Source organism: Streptomyces piniterrae (assembly GCF_005048155.1).
GTDB classification, from domain to species: domain Bacteria; phylum Actinomycetota; class Actinomycetes; order Streptomycetales; family Streptomycetaceae; genus Streptomyces; species Streptomyces piniterrae.
Map to the genome: position 1 here is coordinate 192230 of NZ_SUMB01000014.1, position 16568 is coordinate 208797.

11 protein-coding genes are annotated in these 16568 nt (G+C 69.6%); 6 read left to right on the forward strand and 5 right to left on the reverse strand.

What is annotated here, in order from left to right; all coding sequences use genetic code 11:
• From glpK to FCH28_RS32675, 3 genes are all read right to left on the reverse strand, one after another.
• Window positions 1-1548 carry a glycerol kinase GlpK gene (gene glpK, locus FCH28_RS32665; RefSeq protein WP_136743821.1) on the reverse strand — a complete coding sequence of 516 codons (1548 nt, stop codon included), beginning with the start codon at window positions 1546-1548 and terminating at the stop codon, window positions 1-3.
• 49 nt (window positions 1549-1597) lie between these two features.
• Complete coding sequence (locus FCH28_RS32670; protein ID WP_136743822.1) at window positions 1598-2386, reverse strand: MIP/aquaporin family protein; 789 nt, start codon at window positions 2384-2386, stop codon at window positions 1598-1600.
• 227 nt (window positions 2387-2613) lie between these two features.
• Complete coding sequence (locus FCH28_RS32675; protein ID WP_136743823.1) at window positions 2614-3378, reverse strand: IclR family transcriptional regulator; 765 nt, start codon at window positions 3376-3378, stop codon at window positions 2614-2616.
• Between the two features lie 242 nt (window positions 3379-3620).
• Here FCH28_RS32675 and metH point away from each other — a divergent pair, with 242 nt between their 5' ends.
• From metH to FCH28_RS32695, 4 genes are all read left to right on the forward strand, one after another.
• A complete protein-coding gene (gene metH, locus FCH28_RS32680; RefSeq protein WP_136743824.1) occupies window positions 3621-7142 on the forward strand; it encodes a methionine synthase in 3522 nt (1173 codons plus the stop codon).
• A gap of 241 nt (window positions 7143-7383) precedes the next feature.
• Window positions 7384-8085 (forward strand): HAD family hydrolase, encoded by a 702-nt coding sequence (locus FCH28_RS32685; protein ID WP_136743825.1) that lies wholly within the window; start codon window positions 7384-7386, stop codon window positions 8083-8085.
• Between the two features lie 375 nt (window positions 8086-8460).
• Window positions 8461-10068 (forward strand): ABC transporter substrate-binding protein, encoded by a 1608-nt coding sequence (locus tag FCH28_RS32690; RefSeq protein WP_136743826.1) that lies wholly within the window; start codon window positions 8461-8463, stop codon window positions 10066-10068.
• Between the two features lie 132 nt (window positions 10069-10200).
• A complete protein-coding gene (locus FCH28_RS32695) occupies window positions 10201-11799 on the forward strand; it encodes an ABC transporter substrate-binding protein (RefSeq protein WP_136743827.1) in 1599 nt (532 codons plus the stop codon).
• Window positions 11800-11967: 168 nt separating this feature from the next.
• Here FCH28_RS32695 and FCH28_RS32700 read toward each other — a convergent pair whose 3' ends face one another.
• Both FCH28_RS32700 and FCH28_RS32705 read right to left on the reverse strand, forming a co-directional pair.
• On the reverse strand, window positions 11968-12639 hold the full coding sequence (locus FCH28_RS32700) for a response regulator (RefSeq protein ID WP_136743828.1): 672 nt from the start codon (window positions 12637-12639) through the stop codon (window positions 11968-11970).
• 143 nt (window positions 12640-12782) lie between these two features.
• On the reverse strand, window positions 12783-13781 hold the full coding sequence (locus FCH28_RS32705; RefSeq protein ID WP_136743829.1) for a RecB family exonuclease: 999 nt from the start codon (window positions 13779-13781) through the stop codon (window positions 12783-12785).
• A gap of 237 nt (window positions 13782-14018) precedes the next feature.
• Between FCH28_RS32705 and FCH28_RS32710 the strand changes: the two genes are divergently transcribed.
• Together FCH28_RS32710 and FCH28_RS32715 are read left to right on the forward strand one after the other, a co-directional pair.
• Complete coding sequence (locus tag FCH28_RS32710) at window positions 14019-15278, forward strand: site-2 protease family protein (RefSeq protein ID WP_136743830.1); 1260 nt, start codon at window positions 14019-14021, stop codon at window positions 15276-15278.
• Window positions 15279-15541: 263 nt separating this feature from the next.
• Complete coding sequence (locus tag FCH28_RS32715; RefSeq protein ID WP_136743831.1) at window positions 15542-16525, forward strand: tRNA (adenine-N1)-methyltransferase; 984 nt, start codon at window positions 15542-15544, stop codon at window positions 16523-16525.
• The last annotated feature ends 43 nt before the right edge of the window (window positions 16526-16568 follow it).

Genomic DNA, 16568 nt, shown 5'->3' on the forward strand with positions numbered 1-16568 from the left:
TTACTCCTCGTCCTCGATCCAGCCCATGGTCCGCTCGACGGCCTTGAGCCAGCTCTTGTACTCGCGGTCACGGGTGGCCGCATCCATCCGGGGGGTCCATTCGGCGGCCCGGCGCCAGTTGGCGCGCAGTTCGTCGGTGCTGGACCAGAAGCCGACGGCCAGTCCGGCCGCGTAGGCAGCGCCGAGGCAGGTCGTCTCGGCGACCATCGGGCGCACCACCGGCGCGTCCAGGAAGTCCGAGATGGTCTGCATCAGCAGGTTGTTGGAGGTCATTCCGCCGTCGACCTTGAGTGCGGTCAGCTCGACGCCGGAGTCCTTGGTCATGGCGTCGGTGATCTCACGGGTCTGCCAGGCGGTGGCCTCGAGCACGGCGCGTGCGATGTGCGCCTTGGTGACGTAGCGGGTCAGGCCCGCGATGACACCGCGCGCGTCGGAGCGCCAGTAGGGGGCGAACAGGCCGGAGAAGGCCGGCACGAAGTACGCGCCGCCGTTGTCGTCGACCGTGCTGGCCAGCGTCTCGATCTCGGCCGCGCTGTTGATGAGTCCCATCTGGTCGCGCATCCACTGGACGAGCGAGCCGGTGACGGCGATGGACCCTTCGAGGGCGTAGACCGGCGTCTCGTCGCCGATGCGGTAGCCGACGGTGGTCAGCAGTCCGTTGTACGAGTTGACCGGCTCGTGGCCGGTGTTCATCAGCATGAAGGTGCCGGTGCCGTACGTGGACTTGGCCTCGCCCTGCTGGAAACAGGTCTGGCCGAAGAGCGCGGCCTGCTGGTCGCCCAGCGCCGAGGCGACCGGGACGCCGGTGAGGACGCCCGAGGCGGCGGTGCCGTAGACCTCGGCGGACGACTTGATCTCCGGCAGCACGGCGGCCGGGATGTCCATCGACGTGAGGATCTTCTCGTCCCATGCCAGGTCGTGCAGGTTCATCAGCATGGTGCGCGAGGCGTTGGTGACGTCGGTGACGTGGTGGCCGCCGTTGACGCCGCCGGTCAGGTTCCAGATGACCCAGGAGTCCATGGTGCCGAAGAGGATTTCGCCGCGCTCGGCGCGCTCGCGCAGGCCCTCGACGTTGTCCAGCAGCCAGCGGATCTTCGGGCCGGCGAAGTACGAGGCCAGCGGCAGGCCGGTCTCGCGGCGGAAGCGGTCCTGGCCGACGTTGCGGCCGAGCTCCTTGCAGAGCGCGTCGGTGCGGGTGTCCTGCCAGACGATGGCGTTGTGGACGGGCTCACCGGTGTTCTTGTCCCAAAGGACGGTGGTCTCGCGCTGGTTGGTGATGCCGATGGCCTTGACGTCGGCCGCGGTGATCCCGGCCTTCTCGACGGCGCCGTCGACGACCTGCTGGACGTTGGTCCAGATCTCGGTCGCGTTGTGCTCGACCCAGCCCGGCTTCGGGAAGATCTGCTCGTGCTCCTTCTGGTCGACCGACACGATGCGGCCGTCCTTGTCGAAGACGATGCAGCGGCTGGACGTGGTGCCCTGGTCGATGGCCGCGATGAACGGGCCGTGGCCGTGGGTGCCGTGGGAGGTGGTGGGGGTCTCGCTCATGGTGTGCTCCAAGAAGTCTCTACGGGCGGAGTCGGGGCGGTCAGGCGGCTCAAGCGAACGCCACCTGGTAGATGCCACCGGCGATGGCTCCGCCGATCAGCGGGCCGACGACCGGGATCCATGCATAACCCCAGTCTGAACCGCCCTTGTTCGGCAGCGGCAGCAGTGCGTGAACAATGCGCGGGCCGAGGTCGCGGACCGGGTTGATGGCGTATCCGGTCGGGCCGCCCAGCGACAGACCGATGCCGACGACCATCAGTGCGACCAGCAGCGTGCCGATCACGCCGACGCCCTTGCCGTTGTCACTGAGGCCGAGGGTGAGGATCGCCAGCACGAGCACGATGGTGGCGATGATCTCGGTGGCCAGGTTCTGTACGACGTTCCGGATCTCCGGGCCGGTGGAGAAGATGCCCAGGACCGGGCCCGCCTTGGGAGCGGCCTTCGGGTCGACCAGGCCCTCCTCGCTGGTGTGGTTCGCCAGCACTTCGGGGTCGGTCAGATGGGCCCGGAACTGTCCGTAGTAGGTGATCCAGACCAGCACCGCGCCGATCATGGCGCCGAGCATCTCGCCGCCGAAGTAGACGGGCACCTGGTTCCACTCGATCCCGCCCTTGATGGCGAGGCCGATGGTGACCGCGGGGTTGAGATGGGCGCCGGACTTCACGGCGATGTAGGCGCCCGTGAGGACGGCGAAGCCCCACCCGAAGGCGATGGCCACCCATCCGGCGTTGAAAGCCTTGGAGCGCTTGAACGTGACGGCGGCGCAGACGCCACCACCCATCAAGAGCAGTACGGCGGTACCGATTGTTTCGCTGAGGAAGATGTCGGAGCTGGACACCGGCGACTCCTTTGTCCTTCGTCCAGGGGAAGGCGAACCCCGGGTCCCTCCGGCGGTCCGCGCCCTCCGAGAGGGCGGTGGTCGGCCGGCGACAGCGACCACCATAGCGAATATTGTCGTTAGGTGTTCGACAATGCCGACCGACGAACGGCAGTTTTGTTCACCTCCCGGACCCCGTCAAGGGTTCCGTGGCGAAAAACTTAGGTGAACAGAACGCCCGAATCGGGTCAGAACCGGCCCGCGCCAAGATCCCTTGAGACCGCACGGGCGCAATCGCGCACCGCAGCGATGATTTCCGGCCGCAGTTCGCCGTCCTTGCAGACCCGCTCGACGGCCCCGGTGACCCCCACCGCACCGACCGGCATCCGCCGCCGGTCGTGGATCGGCGCGGCCACCGAGGCGACGCCGTCCCAGGTCTCCTCGACGTCCGCGGCCCAGCCGCGGGCCCGGGTCAGGTCCAGCAGCCCCTCGAAGTCCTCCAGGCCGGTCACCGTGCGCGGCGTGAACGTCTCCCGGTCCGCCTCCACGACCTCGCTGTGCGCCACCGGGTCGTACGCCGACAGCACCTTGCCCAGCGCCGTGCTGTGCAGCGGCTGCATCGCACCGACCTCCAGCACCTGACGGCTGTCGTCCGGCCGGAAGACGTGGTGCACGATCAGCACGCCCTGCTGGTGCAGCACCCCCAGATAGACGCTCTCGCCACTCGAACGGGCCAGATCGTCGGTCCAGACGAGGGCGCGGGCGCGCAGCTCGTGCACGTCGAGATAGCTGTTGCCCAGACGCAGCAGCTCCGCGCCCAGCTGGTAGCGCCCGGACGCCGCGTCCTGCTCGACGAACCCCTCCTGCTGGAGCGTGCGCAGTATTCCGTGCGCGGTGCCCTTCGCCAGTCCCAGGGAAGAGGAGATGTCGGAGAGCCCCAGCCGCCGTTCCCCTCCGGCGAGCAGCCGCAGCATTGCGGCGGCTCGCTCCAGCGACTGGATCGTGCGTGCCATCAGGCAACCTCCGAAGAGTGAACGGTTCGACAATGCTGAACGATATCGGCCCATGCCGACTCTTGGGGAGTGAATGTGACTACCCCAACGATCATGGATAGTGCAGTAGGTCCCGGCCATGGTCCGGCTGTCCACGCCGTGAAACAGGCAGCCCCCGAAGCGGACCGGCAGCTACGCTGGCCGGGTGCGCCCTCTACCGGAGGACGCAAAGCCGACAGCCGTCGCAACCAGGGAGCACCTCCATGGCCTCGAACATGCCATCGTCCACCAGCCCGTCCCGCGTCGAATCCCGCGGCGAATCCCTCCGGGAGGCACTCGCCTCACGGGTGGTGGTAGCCGACGGCGCGATGGGCACGATGCTGCAGGCGCAGGATCCGTCGATGGAGGACTTCCAGCAGCTGGAGGGCTGCAACGAGATCCTCAACGTCACCCGGCCCGACATCGTGCGCTCGGTGCACGAGGAGTACTTCGCGGTCGGCGTCGACTGCGTCGAGACCAACACCTTCGGCGCGAACTACGCCGCCATGGCGGAGTACGACATCCCCGAGCGGGTCTACGAGCTCTCCGAGGCCGGCGCGCGCATCGCCCGCGAGGTCGCCGACGAGTTCACCGCCTCGACCGGCCAGCAGCGCTACGTCCTCGGCTCCATGGGTCCCGGCACCAAGCTGCCCACCCTGGGCCACGCCCCCTACGTCACCCTGCGCGACGCCTTCCAGCAGAACGCCGAGGGCATGATCGCCGGCGGCGCCGACGCGCTGCTCGTGGAGACCACCCAGGACCTCCTCCAGACCAAGGCCGCCATCCTCGGTGCCCGCCGCGCCCTCCAGGCCACCGGCACCGACCTCCCGGTGATCTGCTCGGTGACCGTCGAGACCACCGGCACCATGCTGCTGGGCTCGGAGATCGGCGCCGCGCTGACCGCGCTGGAGCCGCTGGGCATCGACATGATCGGCCTGAACTGCGCCACCGGCCCCGCCGAGATGAGCGAGCACCTGCGCTACCTCTCCCGGCACTCCCGCATCCCGATCTCCTGCATGCCCAACGCGGGCCTGCCGGTGCTGGGAAAGAACGGCGCGCACTACCCCCTGACCCCCGGCGAGCTCGCCGACGCCCAGGAGACCTTCGTCGCCGAATACGGCCTCTCGCTGGTCGGCGGCTGCTGCGGCACCACCCCGGAGCATCTGCGGCAGGTCGTCGAGCGGGTCCGCGGCGCCGCCCCGACGACACGTGACGTACGCCCCGAGCCGGGCGCCGCCTCCCTCTACCAGACCGTGCCGTTCCGCCAGGACACCTCCTACCTGGCGATCGGCGAGCGGACCAACGCCAACGGGTCGAAGAAGTTCCGCGAGGCGATGCTGGCCGGCCGCTGGGACGACTGTGTGGAGATGGCCCGCGACCAGATCCGCGAGGGCGCGCACATGCTGGACCTGTGCGTCGACTACGTCGGCCGGGACGGCGTCGCCGACATGGAGGAGCTGGCCGGCCGCTTCGCCACCGCCTCCACCCTGCCCATCGTGCTGGACTCCACCGAACTGAACGTGATCCAGGCCGGCCTGGAGAAGCTGGGCGGCCGCGCGGTCATCAACTCCGTCAACTACGAGGACGGCGACGGCCCCGAGTCCCGGTTCGCCAAGGTCACCGCGCTGGCCGCCGAGCACGGCGCGGCGCTGATCGCGCTGACCATCGACGAGGAGGGCCAGGCCCGCACCGTCGAGCACAAGGTCGCCATCGCCGAGCGGCTGATCGACGACCTCACCGGCAACTGGGGCATCTGGGAGTCGGACATCCTCATCGACTGTCTGACCTTCACCATCTGCACCGGTCAGGAGGAGTCCCGCAAGGACGGCATCGCCACCATCGAGGCGATCCGGGAGCTGAAGAAGCGTCACCCCGAGGTGCAGACCACCCTGGGTCTGTCGAACATCTCCTTCGGCCTCAACCCGGCCGCCCGTATCGTCCTCAACTCCGTCTTCCTCGACGAGTGCGTCAAGGCCGGCCTGGACTCGGCCATCGTGCACGCCTCGAAGATCCTGCCGATCGCCCGGCTGGAGGAAGAGCAGGTCAAGACCGCCCTCGACCTGATCTACGACCGCCGCAGCGAGGGCTACGACCCGCTCCAGAAGCTGATGGAGCTCTTCGAGGGCGCCACCGCCAAGTCCCTCAAGGCGGGCAAGGCCGAGGAGCTCGCAGCCCTCCCGCTGGACGAACGGCTCCAGCGCCGCATCATCGACGGCGAGAAGAACGGCCTGGAGGCCGACCTGGACGAGGCCCTCCAGGCCCGGCCCGCCCTCGACATCGTCAACGACACCCTCCTGGAGGGCATGAAGGTCGTCGGCGAACTCTTCGGCTCCGGCCAGATGCAGCTGCCGTTCGTGCTCCAGTCCGCCGAGGTCATGAAGACCGCGGTGGCCTACCTGGAGCCGCACATGGAGAAGTCCGACGACGAGGGCAAGGGCACCATCGTCCTCGCCACCGTCCGCGGCGACGTCCACGACATCGGCAAGAACCTCGTCGACATCATCCTGTCCAACAACGGCTACAACGTCGTCAACCTCGGCATCAAGCAGCCCGTCTCGGCGATCCTGGAAGCCGCGGAGGAGCACAAGGCCGATGTCATCGGGATGTCCGGTCTGCTGGTCAAGTCCACGGTGATCATGAAGGAGAACCTGGAGGAGCTCAACCAGCGCAAGATGGCCGCGGACTTCCCCGTCATCCTCGGCGGTGCCGCCCTCACCCGCGCCTACGTCGAGCAGGACCTGCACGAGATCTACGAGGGCGAAGTCCGCTACGCCCGCGACGCGTTCGAGGGCCTGCGCCTGATGGACGCGCTGATCGCCGTCAAGCGCGGGGTGCCCGGCGCCACGCTCCCCGAGCTCAAGCAGCGCCGCGTCCCCAAGCGGGACACGGCCGCCTTGGAGATCGAGGAGCCCCAGGGCGCGGTGCGCTCCGACGTCGCCGTCGACAACCCGGTGCCCACGCCGCCGTTCTGGGGCACCCGCGTCGTCAAGGGCATCCAGCTGGCGGACTACGCCTCCTGGCTCGACGAGGGTGCGCTCTTCAAGGGCCAGTGGGGCCTCAAGCAGGCCCGCGCCGGTGACGGACCGACGTACGAGGAACTGGTCGAGACCGAGGGCCGCCCCCGGCTCCGCGGCTGGCTCGACAAGCTGCAGACCGAGAACCTGCTGGAAGCCGCCGTCGTGCACGGCTACTTCCCGTGCGTCTCCAAGGGCGAGGACCTGATCCTCCTCAACGAGGACGGCTCCGAGCGCACCCGCTTCACCTTCCCGCGCCAGCGCCGCGGCCGGCGGCTGTGCCTGGCGGACTACTTCCGCCCGGAGGAGTCCGGCGAGACCGATGTCGTCGGCCTTCAGGTCGTCACCGTCGGCTCGAAGATCGGCGGCGCCACCGCGGAGCTCTTCGAGGCCAACGCCTACCGCGACTACCTCGAACTGCACGGGCTGTCCGTCCAGCTGGCCGAGGCGCTCGCCGAGTACTGGCACGCACGGGTCCGTGCGGAGCTGGGCTTCGCCGGCGAGGACCCGGCCGACGTCGAGGACATGTTCGCGCTCAAGTACCGCGGCGCGCGTTTCTCGCTCGGCTACGGGGCCTGCCCCGACCTGGAGGACCGGGCCAAGATCGCCGACCTCCTCCAGCCGGAGCGGATCGGCGTCGAGCTCTCCGAGGAGTTCCAGCTCCACCCGGAGCAGTCCACCGACGCGATCGTCATCCACCACCCGGAGGCCAAGTACTTCAACGCGCGGTAGCGGGGTGAAGCTCCGGCCGGGGGTCCGGGGGTTGCCCCCGGAGATCACGGCACGCGCGGTAGCGAGTGATAACGCGCCGTAGTGAAAATGGGGCTTTGGGGCGACGGTGAGCCCGCTCACCACGCGTCCCGGCACACACAGAAGTACACTGGTCGGTCCGGTAGCGGCCGGTCGTCACCCCACTCCGGGGCGGCGGCCGGCCCTTTCGTCCCTTCGGGGACGCCCCAACGGAGGTGGATGGATGACCAGCAGCATCCCCGCAGTCGGCACCCGTACGGCCGAAGCCGCGACCCTCCAGGCCGTCTTCCTCGATCTGGACGGCACCCTCGTCGACACCGAGGGCTTCTGGTGGGAGGCCGAGGCCGAGGTCTTCGCGGAGCTGGGCCACATCCTGGACGACAGCCACCGCGAGGTGGTCGTCGGCGGCCCGATGACCCGCAGTGCCGGCTACCTTCTGCAGGCCACCGGCGCGAACATCGGCCTGGCCGAGCTGAGCGCGCTGCTCAACGCGCGGTTCCTGGCCCGGATCGGGCGCGGTGTCCCGCTGATGCCGGGCGCCCGCAGGCTGCTGGCCGAACTCGCCGCCCACGAGGTGCCGACCGCCCTGGTCTCCGCCTCGCACCGCAGCATCATCGACGAGATGCTGCACTCGCTGGGCCCGGAGCACTTCCGGCTGACCCTGGCGGGCGACGAGCTCAAGCGCACCAAACCGCACCCGGACCCCTATCTGACGGCCGCCCGCCGGCTGGGCGTGGACCCGGCGCGCTGCGCCGTCGTCGAGGACACCATCACCGGAGTCACGTCGGGTGAGGCGGCCGGCTGCCGGGTCGTCGCGGTGCCGTCGGTGAAACCGATCCCGCCAGCCGCGGGCCGCACCCTCCGCCGCTCGCTCGAAGAGGTCGACGTGCCATTTCTCCGGTCGCTGATCACGGAAAGCTCTTAACGTGCTCACCGAGCGTGTCGCGCGAAAAAGCCGGCGGAACTCAGGGCAGCGGCGCGCTTATTTTCCGTAACGAATGCACTGGCTGAATTCCCGCATCGCCACGCCGAATAAATGGCGTGAGGTTTCTCACGTGCCGGGGCGTCGACAGCAGCCGTAACAGGTGTTCCAGGGGGTCTTTCTGCCGGTATCTACGGGGGTAAGTGTCCGGATTGGTGGAACAACGCGCCGATCGTTCCACCGTCCGGATATCGGTCACGGTGCCATTGCCCTCTGCCGCCCATATCGATTCAACTCCGTTGTGTCCCGGACCGACTGGCCGTCCCTACTAATGTCGTCGCGAGCAACACCTCTGCGCAGAGAAGGAACCTGCCGACGATGAATCGCAAGACCTTGGTGCTGCCGGCACTGGCCGGTCTGCTCGCGCCCGTGCTCGCCGCCTGCGGCACCACGGACGGCGCGGGCGAGGGCGGCGACCCCATCGTCGTCGGAATCGCCTCCCGCATCGAGGCCACCAAGGAAGCGCCCGCGCCCCTCGACCCGGCGCAGGCGTATGACGTCGACGCGTGGAACATGCTGCGCGGCACCCTCCAGACGCTGATGCGGCTGCCCAGGACCGGCACCGCGCCGGTCCCCGAGGCCGCCGAGTCCTGCGGCTTCCGCGACACCCAGAACGAGCAGTACCGCTGCACTCTGCGCACCGGCCTGAAGTTCTCCAACGGCGACGCGCTGACCGCGCAGGACGTCAAGTACTCCATCGACCGCATGCGGGCCGTGAACTACCGCAACGGCCCGGTCTCGCTGCTCAGCGCCGTCGACAGGGTCGAGACGCCCAGCGACACCGAGGTGGTCTTCCACCTCAAGAAGCCGGACGCCACCTTCCCGCAGAAGCTCGCCACGCCCGCCGCCGCGATCCTCTCCCGCGAGGTGTACCCCAAGAACAGCCTCCACAAGGGCTTCGAGCTGGTCGGCTCCGGCCCGTACACCCTCAAGACCGAGACCAGCGGCGACCACATCACCAAGGCCGTCTTCACCAAGAACCCCGACTACAAGGGCGGGATCACGGTGAAGAACAGCAGGGTCGAAATGCGGTTCTTCGACGACTCCGATGCCATGGAGAAGGCGCTGCGCAAGGGTGACATCGACCTGATGTACCGCGGTCTGTCGCCCGACCAGATCAAGCGCCTGCAGAACGCCCGGGAGCAGCACATCGCCCTCCAGGAGATGCCCGGCCAGGAGATCCGCTACCTCGCCTTCAACACCAAGGACCCGTCCGTCTCCGACAAGGCCGTACGGAAGGCGATCGCGCAGGTCGTCAACCGCTCCCAGCTGGTGCGCGACGTCTACGGCTACACCGGCGACCCGCTCTACTCGCTGGTCCCCACCGGCCTGACCGGCCACATCAACTCGTTCTTCACCAAGTACGGCAACCCCAACGTCGCCGCCGCCCGCAAGACCCTCCAGCAGGCGAACATCACCACCCCGGTGAAGCTGACCCTCGCGTACACCACGAACCACTACGGCGCCAGCACCGCCAAGGAGTTCCGTACGCTGCAGAGCCAGCTCAACAACACCAAGCTGTTCGACATCAGCCTCAAGGGCATCGACAACTGGCAGCAGTACCGGACGGAGACCACCGGCGGAAAGTACGCCGCGTTCGGTATGGGCTGGTTCGCCGACATCCCGGACGCGGACAACTACATCGCGCCGTTCATCGGCAAGGGGAACTTCCTCAACTCCCCGTACCGCAACACCAAGATCGAGTCGCAGCTGATCCCGACCACCCGCCAGCAGACCGACCGCAATTCCGCCGCGGCCGGCTTCAAGCAGGCGCAGGACATCATCGCCGACGACATCCCGCTGGTTCCGATCTGGCAGGGCAGGACGTACGTCGCCGCCCGTGACGACGTCACCGGCCTGGAGTGGGTCCTCAACTCCTCCTCGTCGCTGCAGATCTGGGAACTCAGCCGCGGCGTCGCCGACTGACAACGGGGCGCAGGACCCGCATCGTTTCCAACGGGGGACACGGTGCGGCACATAAAGGAAACCCATATCGCCGCGGCGCCATGTCGCGGCCCGACCATGCAGTAGCACTGCCCAGATCGTGAGGACCGCGTAGTGAGGAAGCGTGACCAGTGGCTGGCCGCCCCGATCGGAGCGGGGCTGACCACAGCCCTGCTCGCGATCGCCGGGTGCGGCTCGCAGGACCCGGGGGCCGCCGGAAGCGGCGAACCCGTGGTCATGGGAATGACGGACAAGGTCGTGGCCACCGACCCCGCCGCCGGCTACGAACCAGGTTCGTGGCTGCTGTTCAACAACGTCTTCCAGTCGCTGCTGAGCTTCCCCAAGGGCGGCACCAAGCCCGTCCCGGAAGCCGCGGAGAGCTGCATCTTCACCGACCGGAAGAGCACCGTCTACCGCTGCACGCTCAAGGACGGCCTGACCTTCAGCAACGGTGACGCCCTGACCTCGAAGGACGTCAAGTTCTCCTTCGACCGCACCCGGCGCATCAAGGACAAGAACGGCCCCGCCGTGATGTTCTCCGCCCTCGACAAGGTCGAGACGCCGGACGCCAAGACCGTCGTCTTCCACCTGAAGACACCCGACGCGACCTTCCCCATGAAGATCGCTTCCGGCGCCGGCTCCATCGTCGACCACGCCGTCTACCCCGCCGACCGGCTGCGCACCGACGGCAAGGCCGTGGGCTCCGGCGTCTACACCCTGGAGGAGTACGGCCCGAAGAAGGCCCGGTTCGCCGTCAACTCCGCGTACAAGGGCCCCGCCAAGATCAAGAACTCCGGTATGACCGTGAAGTTCTTCGACAGCCGCGACAAGCTCAAGAAGGCCGTCCAGACCGGTGCCGTCGACGTCGCCTACCGCGGCCTGGCCATGCAGGACATCGCCGCGCTCAACAACGCGTCGCTGCATGAACAGCGCGGCACCCAGGTGGTCGAGGGCGACAGCGCCGAGGTCATGCACCTGGTCTTCAACATGAAGGACCAGGTCGCCGGCAAGGCGGGCGTCCGCAAGGCGATCGCCTACCTCCTGGACCGCTCCACCCTCGTCCGGGACGTCTACAAGCACACCGCGGTGCCGCTGTACTCGATCGTCCCGGCCGGCATCACGGGCCACAACACCGCCTTCTTCAACGCCTACGGCGACCGCCCGCAGCCCGAGAAGGCCGCCGCCGCACTGCGGGACGCGGGCCAGAAGGGCAAGGTCCCGCTCACCCTGTGGGCCACCCCCGACCGCTACGGCCCCGGCACCGTCCCCGCCGTCCGCGAAATCGCCCAACAGCTGAACCACAGCGGCCTGTTCGACGCCAAGGTGAGCACCGCGCCCACCGAGGAGTACGAGAAGGGCATGGCCGACGGCCGCTACGGCGTCTACGTGAAGGGCTGGATCCCGGACTACCCGGACCCGGACAACTTCACCCAGCCGTTCTTCGGCAAGGACAGCGTCCTGTCCAACAACTACGACTCGCCCCGCATCACCGGGCGCCTGCTGCCCAAGACGGCCGACCAGCCCGATCGCGGCGCCACCAAGGGCGCCTTCCGCGAGGTGCAGGACATCGTCGCCCAGGACCTGCCGGTCATCCCGATCTGGCAGGGCAAGCAGTACGCCGTCGCACGCGAAGGGGTCTCCGGCCTGGAGTGGACCCTGGACTCCTCGACCGTCTTCCGGTTCTGGGAGATCAGCAAGTCGGCCGACGCCTGATCGGACGCCGCACGGACGACAGCGGGGCCGGCCCGGGGAATCCCCGGGCCGGCCCCGCCGCCGTTGAGCCGTGCCGTCGCATGAGCCCCGCCGTCGTGCGCACCGTTCGGGCGCGCGTAAAGCTTGCCGGCTGTACGGCCTCTGCCGGCTGTACGAACCCTGTGACGCCTACTGCGCGCCCGGCCGCACCAGCCCGCTCTCGTACGCGTACACCGCGGCCTGCACCCGGTCGCGCAGCCCCAGCTTCGTCAGCACATGCCCCACATGCGTCTTGACCGTCGTCTCGCTCACGAACAGATCCGCGGCGATCTCCGCGTTCGACAGCCCGCGCGCCACCAGCTTCAGCACCTCGACCTCACGCTCGGTCAGCGTGTGCAGCGTGTCCGGCACCGGCTCCTCGCCCGACGGCAGATGCCCGGCGTACTTGTCCAGCAGCCGCCGAGTGATGCTCGGCGCGAGCATCGCCTCGCCCGCCGCCACCACCCGGATCGCCTGCACCAGCTCATTGGCCGGCGCGTCCTTCAGCAGAAAGCCGCTGGCCCCCGCCCGCAGCGCCTCGACCACGTACTCGTCCAGATCGAAGGTCGTGAGCACCAGCACCTTCGCCGGGCCGTCCTTCGCGGGCCCGGTGATCTGCCGGGTCGCCTCGACACCGTCCATCCGGGGCATCCGGATGTCCATCAGCACCACATCGGGCTGCAGCGCCCGTACCTGATCCAGTGCCTGCAGGCCGTCACCGGCCTCACCGACGACCGCCAGATCCTGCTCGGCCTCCAGAATCATCCGGAATCCGGTACGCAGCAGGGGCTGGTCGTCGACCAGCAGGACGCGGATGGCCACGAGCTCTCCTTCGATAGATCACCCCATTCTGCCCTGCCGCCCCCCGCCACCGTCCGCCGGGCGGACCGCCGGCGACCGCGCTTCCCGGGAGGCAACCCCGGACCCCCGGCGGGAACACCTCCCGCCGCTCGCACCGCCAACGGCTATGCCTCCTGGGGGACAACCCCCGGCTCCCCGGCCGGGACATCTCCCGCCGCTCGCACCGTCAACGGGTAGACCGGGGGAGTGCCGCCGAATTCCGGACAGTGCGCCTGGTGGTCGCACCAGCCGCAGAGCTTGGTCGGCCGCGGCCGCCAGTCGCCGGTCTCCGTGGCCAGCTGGATCGCCTCCCACAGCGCCAGCAACTTCCGCTCCACGCCCCGCAGATCCGCCTCACTCGGGTCGTACGTCACCAGATCGCCGCTGCCCAGATACACCAGCTGCAACCGCCTCGGCAGCACGCCCCGCAGCCGCCACACCACCAGCGCGTAGAACTTCATCTGGAACAGCGCGCCCTCCGCATACTGCGGACGCGGCGCCTTCCCGGTCTTGTAGTCGACGATCCGGATCTCGCCCGTCGGCGCGATATCGACCCGGTCGATGAAGCCCCGCAGCCGCAGCCCCGAATCCAGCACCGTCTCGACATACAGCTCGCGGTCGGCCGGCTCCAGACGCGTCGGATCCTCCAACGCGAACCACCGCTCCACCAGCGCCTCGGCGTCCGCCAGCCACTTCCCCAGCCGCTCGCCGTCCGCGTCGTCCTCGAACAGCCCGGCCAGCTCGGGCCGCTTGGCCAGCAGCTTCTCCCACTCGCCGGGCACCATGGCCCGCGCGCTGGGAGCCGTACGCTGCACCGCCGGAGGGTCGAAGAGCCGCTCCAGCACGGCATGCACCACCGTGCCCCGCGTCGCCGCGGCGCTCGGCTTCTCCGGCAGCTTGTCGATCACCCGGAAGCGGTACAGCAGCGGACACTGCATGAAGTCGCTCGCCCGCGACGGGGACAGCGCCACCGGACGCCCGGCGCCGCCATCGGCCACGCCCGGCACCTGATCCCCCCGCGGGCCGTCCGCCGCGCCGTCACCCCCCTGCGGCCCCCGCTGCGCCCCCGGCCCGTGCTGCCCACCCTGCGCGGCCCCCTCGGCCTGCTCCGTGCTCGTTCCCATGCCACCAGACCCTACGGCCCGCCACTGACAGTCCCGCCAACACCCGTCCCAAGCCCTCAAGGAGCAGGGGATCCCCGCCCAAGCGCCCAAGCAGCGGAGGGACCCCCGTCCGGCGAGGCCCCCGCGGCGGATCCCGGCCGCGCGCTCCGCATACCATCGACGTCAGACCCCTTTGCCCTGCATGATCGACAGATCATGCCCAACAGGTGCGAAGGCCGTATTCGACGAGGGGACGCCGTGGACGAGAGCGGGAAGCCGCAGGACCCCCAGGAGTCCGTGCGGCCCCAGCCGCCCGAGCCGCCCGAGGACACCAAAGAGCGCGAGGTACGCGAGCCCGGCAAGGGGAGGAGCGGTGGCGGCATCCTCATGGGCCGCCCCTTCGGCGTACCGGTCTACGTCGCCCCCAGCTGGTTCCTCGTCGCCGCCCTCATCACCTGGGTCTTCGGCGGCCAGCTGGAACGCGTCCTGCCCGAGCTCGGCGGCGCCCGCTACCTCGTCTCACTGTTCTTCGCCGTCGCTTTCTACGCCTCGGTGCTCGTCCACGAGCTCGCGCACACCGTCGCCGCGCTCCGCTTCAAGCTCCCGGTACGCCGCATCCAGCTGCAGTTCTTCGGCGGCGTCTCGGAAATCGAGAAGGAGACCGAGACCCCCGGCCGGGAATTCACCCTCGCCGTCGTCGGCCCGCTGCTCTCCCTCGTCCTCGCCGGCGTCTTCTACGTCGGCATGCACCTGGTCGAGCCGGGCACCGTCCCCGGCGTCCTGCTCGCCGGCCTGATGATCTCCAACCTCATCGTCGCGATCTTCAACCTGCTCCCAGGGCTGCCCCTGGACGGCGGCCGCATGCTCCGCGCCGTCGTCTGGAAGATCACCGGCAGGCCCATGACCGGCACCGTCGCCGCCGCCTGGGTCGGCCGCGCGCTCGCCGTCGCCGTCCTCATCGGCCTGCCGCTGCTCACCCACACCGGCGCCCTCGGCAACACCCGCCCCGAGATCGGCGGCGCCGACAGCCTCACCGACGCCCTGCTCGCCGCGATCCTCGCCGCCATCATCTGGACCGGCGCCGGCAACAGCCTCCGCATGGCCCGGCTGCGCGAACGCCTCCCCGACCTCCAGGCCCGCAACCTCACCCGGCGCGCCGTCCCCGTCGAGACCGACACGCCGCTGTCCGAAGCGCTCCGACGCGCCAACGACGCCGGCGCCCGCGCCCTCGTCGTCGTCGACCGCCAGGGCGAACCCACCGCCGTCGTCCGCGAAGCCGCCATCGTCGGCATTCCCGACCACCGCCGCCCCTGGGTCCCCGTCGGCACCCTCGCCCAGGAACTCAAGGACGGCATGCGGGTCTCCGCCGAACTCGCCGGCGAAGACCTGCTGGAATACCTCCGCGCCACCCCGGCCACCGAATACCTCGTCGTCGAGGAGACGGGCGAGATCTACGGTGTGCTGTCCACGGCCGACGTCGAGCGCGCCTTCGTCTCCGCGATGGCCAGGCCGTCGTGATCCGGACGCATTGATCCGGCCGTACTGATCCGACGGCGCTGATCCGGCGGCTTGGCGCCCGGCGCCCTTGGGTAGCCCCCAGCCGGGGGGACCCGGGCGTTCGATTCGCCCCGTAGGCCGCCCCCCGGTCCGAGGCCCGCCCACCCGGCAACCCACCCGGCAACCCGCCCCACAGCCCCCCACACCCGCCCGGACACCGCCCCACCCGCCGCCCCGCCCACCCATTGGTCCGGCCCGCCCCGATCGGCCGGTAGGCTGGTCACATGTCCGAACCGACCGGTGCCGCCCGCCGTCGCGGGCCCTTCAAGGTCGGGGACCAGGTCCAGCTCACCGACCCCAAGGGACGCCACTACACCTTCACGCTCGAAGAGGGAAAAAGCTTCCACACCCACAAGGGAGCCTTCCCCCACGACGAGCTGATCGGTGCTCCCGAGGGCAGTGTTGTCCGTACCACCGGGAACGTCGCCTACCTCGCGCTGCGCCCGCTGCTCCCCGACTACGTCCTGTCCATGCCCCGCGGCGCCGCCGTGGTCTACCCCAAGGACGCGGGGCAGATCCTGGCGATGGCCGACATCTTCCCCGGCGCCCGCGTCGTCGAGGCGGGGGTGGGATCCGGCTCGCTCAGCAGCTTCCTGCTGCGCGCCATCGGCGACCACGGCATGCTGCACTCCTACGAGCGCCGCGCCGACTTCGCCGAGATCGCCACGCAGAACGTCGAGCGCTACTTCGGCGGCCCGCACCCCGCGTGGACCCTCACCGTCGGCGACCTCCAGGACAACCTCTCCGACACCGAGGTCGACCGCGTCATCCTCGACATGCTCGCCCCCTGGGAGTGCCTGGAGGCCGTCTCCAAGGCCCTGGTCCCCGGCGGCATCCTGTGCGCGTACGTCGCCACGACCACGCAGCTGGCCCGCACCGTCGAGTCGATCCGCGAACACGGCACCTTCAACGAGCCGTCGGCCTGGGAAACCATGGTCCGCACCTGGCACGTCGAGGGCCTCGCCGTCCGCCCCGACCACCGCATGATCGGCCACACCGGCTTCCTGCTGACCGCCCGCCGGCTCGCCGACGGCGTCGAGCCCCCGCTGCGCCGCCGCCGGCCGGCCAAGGGCGCGTACGGGGAGGACTACACCGGCCCCGGTGGCCGGGAGACCGCAGCGGCGGGCACGCGGGAAACCACAGCCCCCGCCAAGGCGGACCCGGCAGCGGCGTCCGCGGACGGTGACGGCTCCGCCGAGCGCGGCTGACCGTCCCGATCCGGCCATCGAACCACCAGGCGCCGCCGACGAG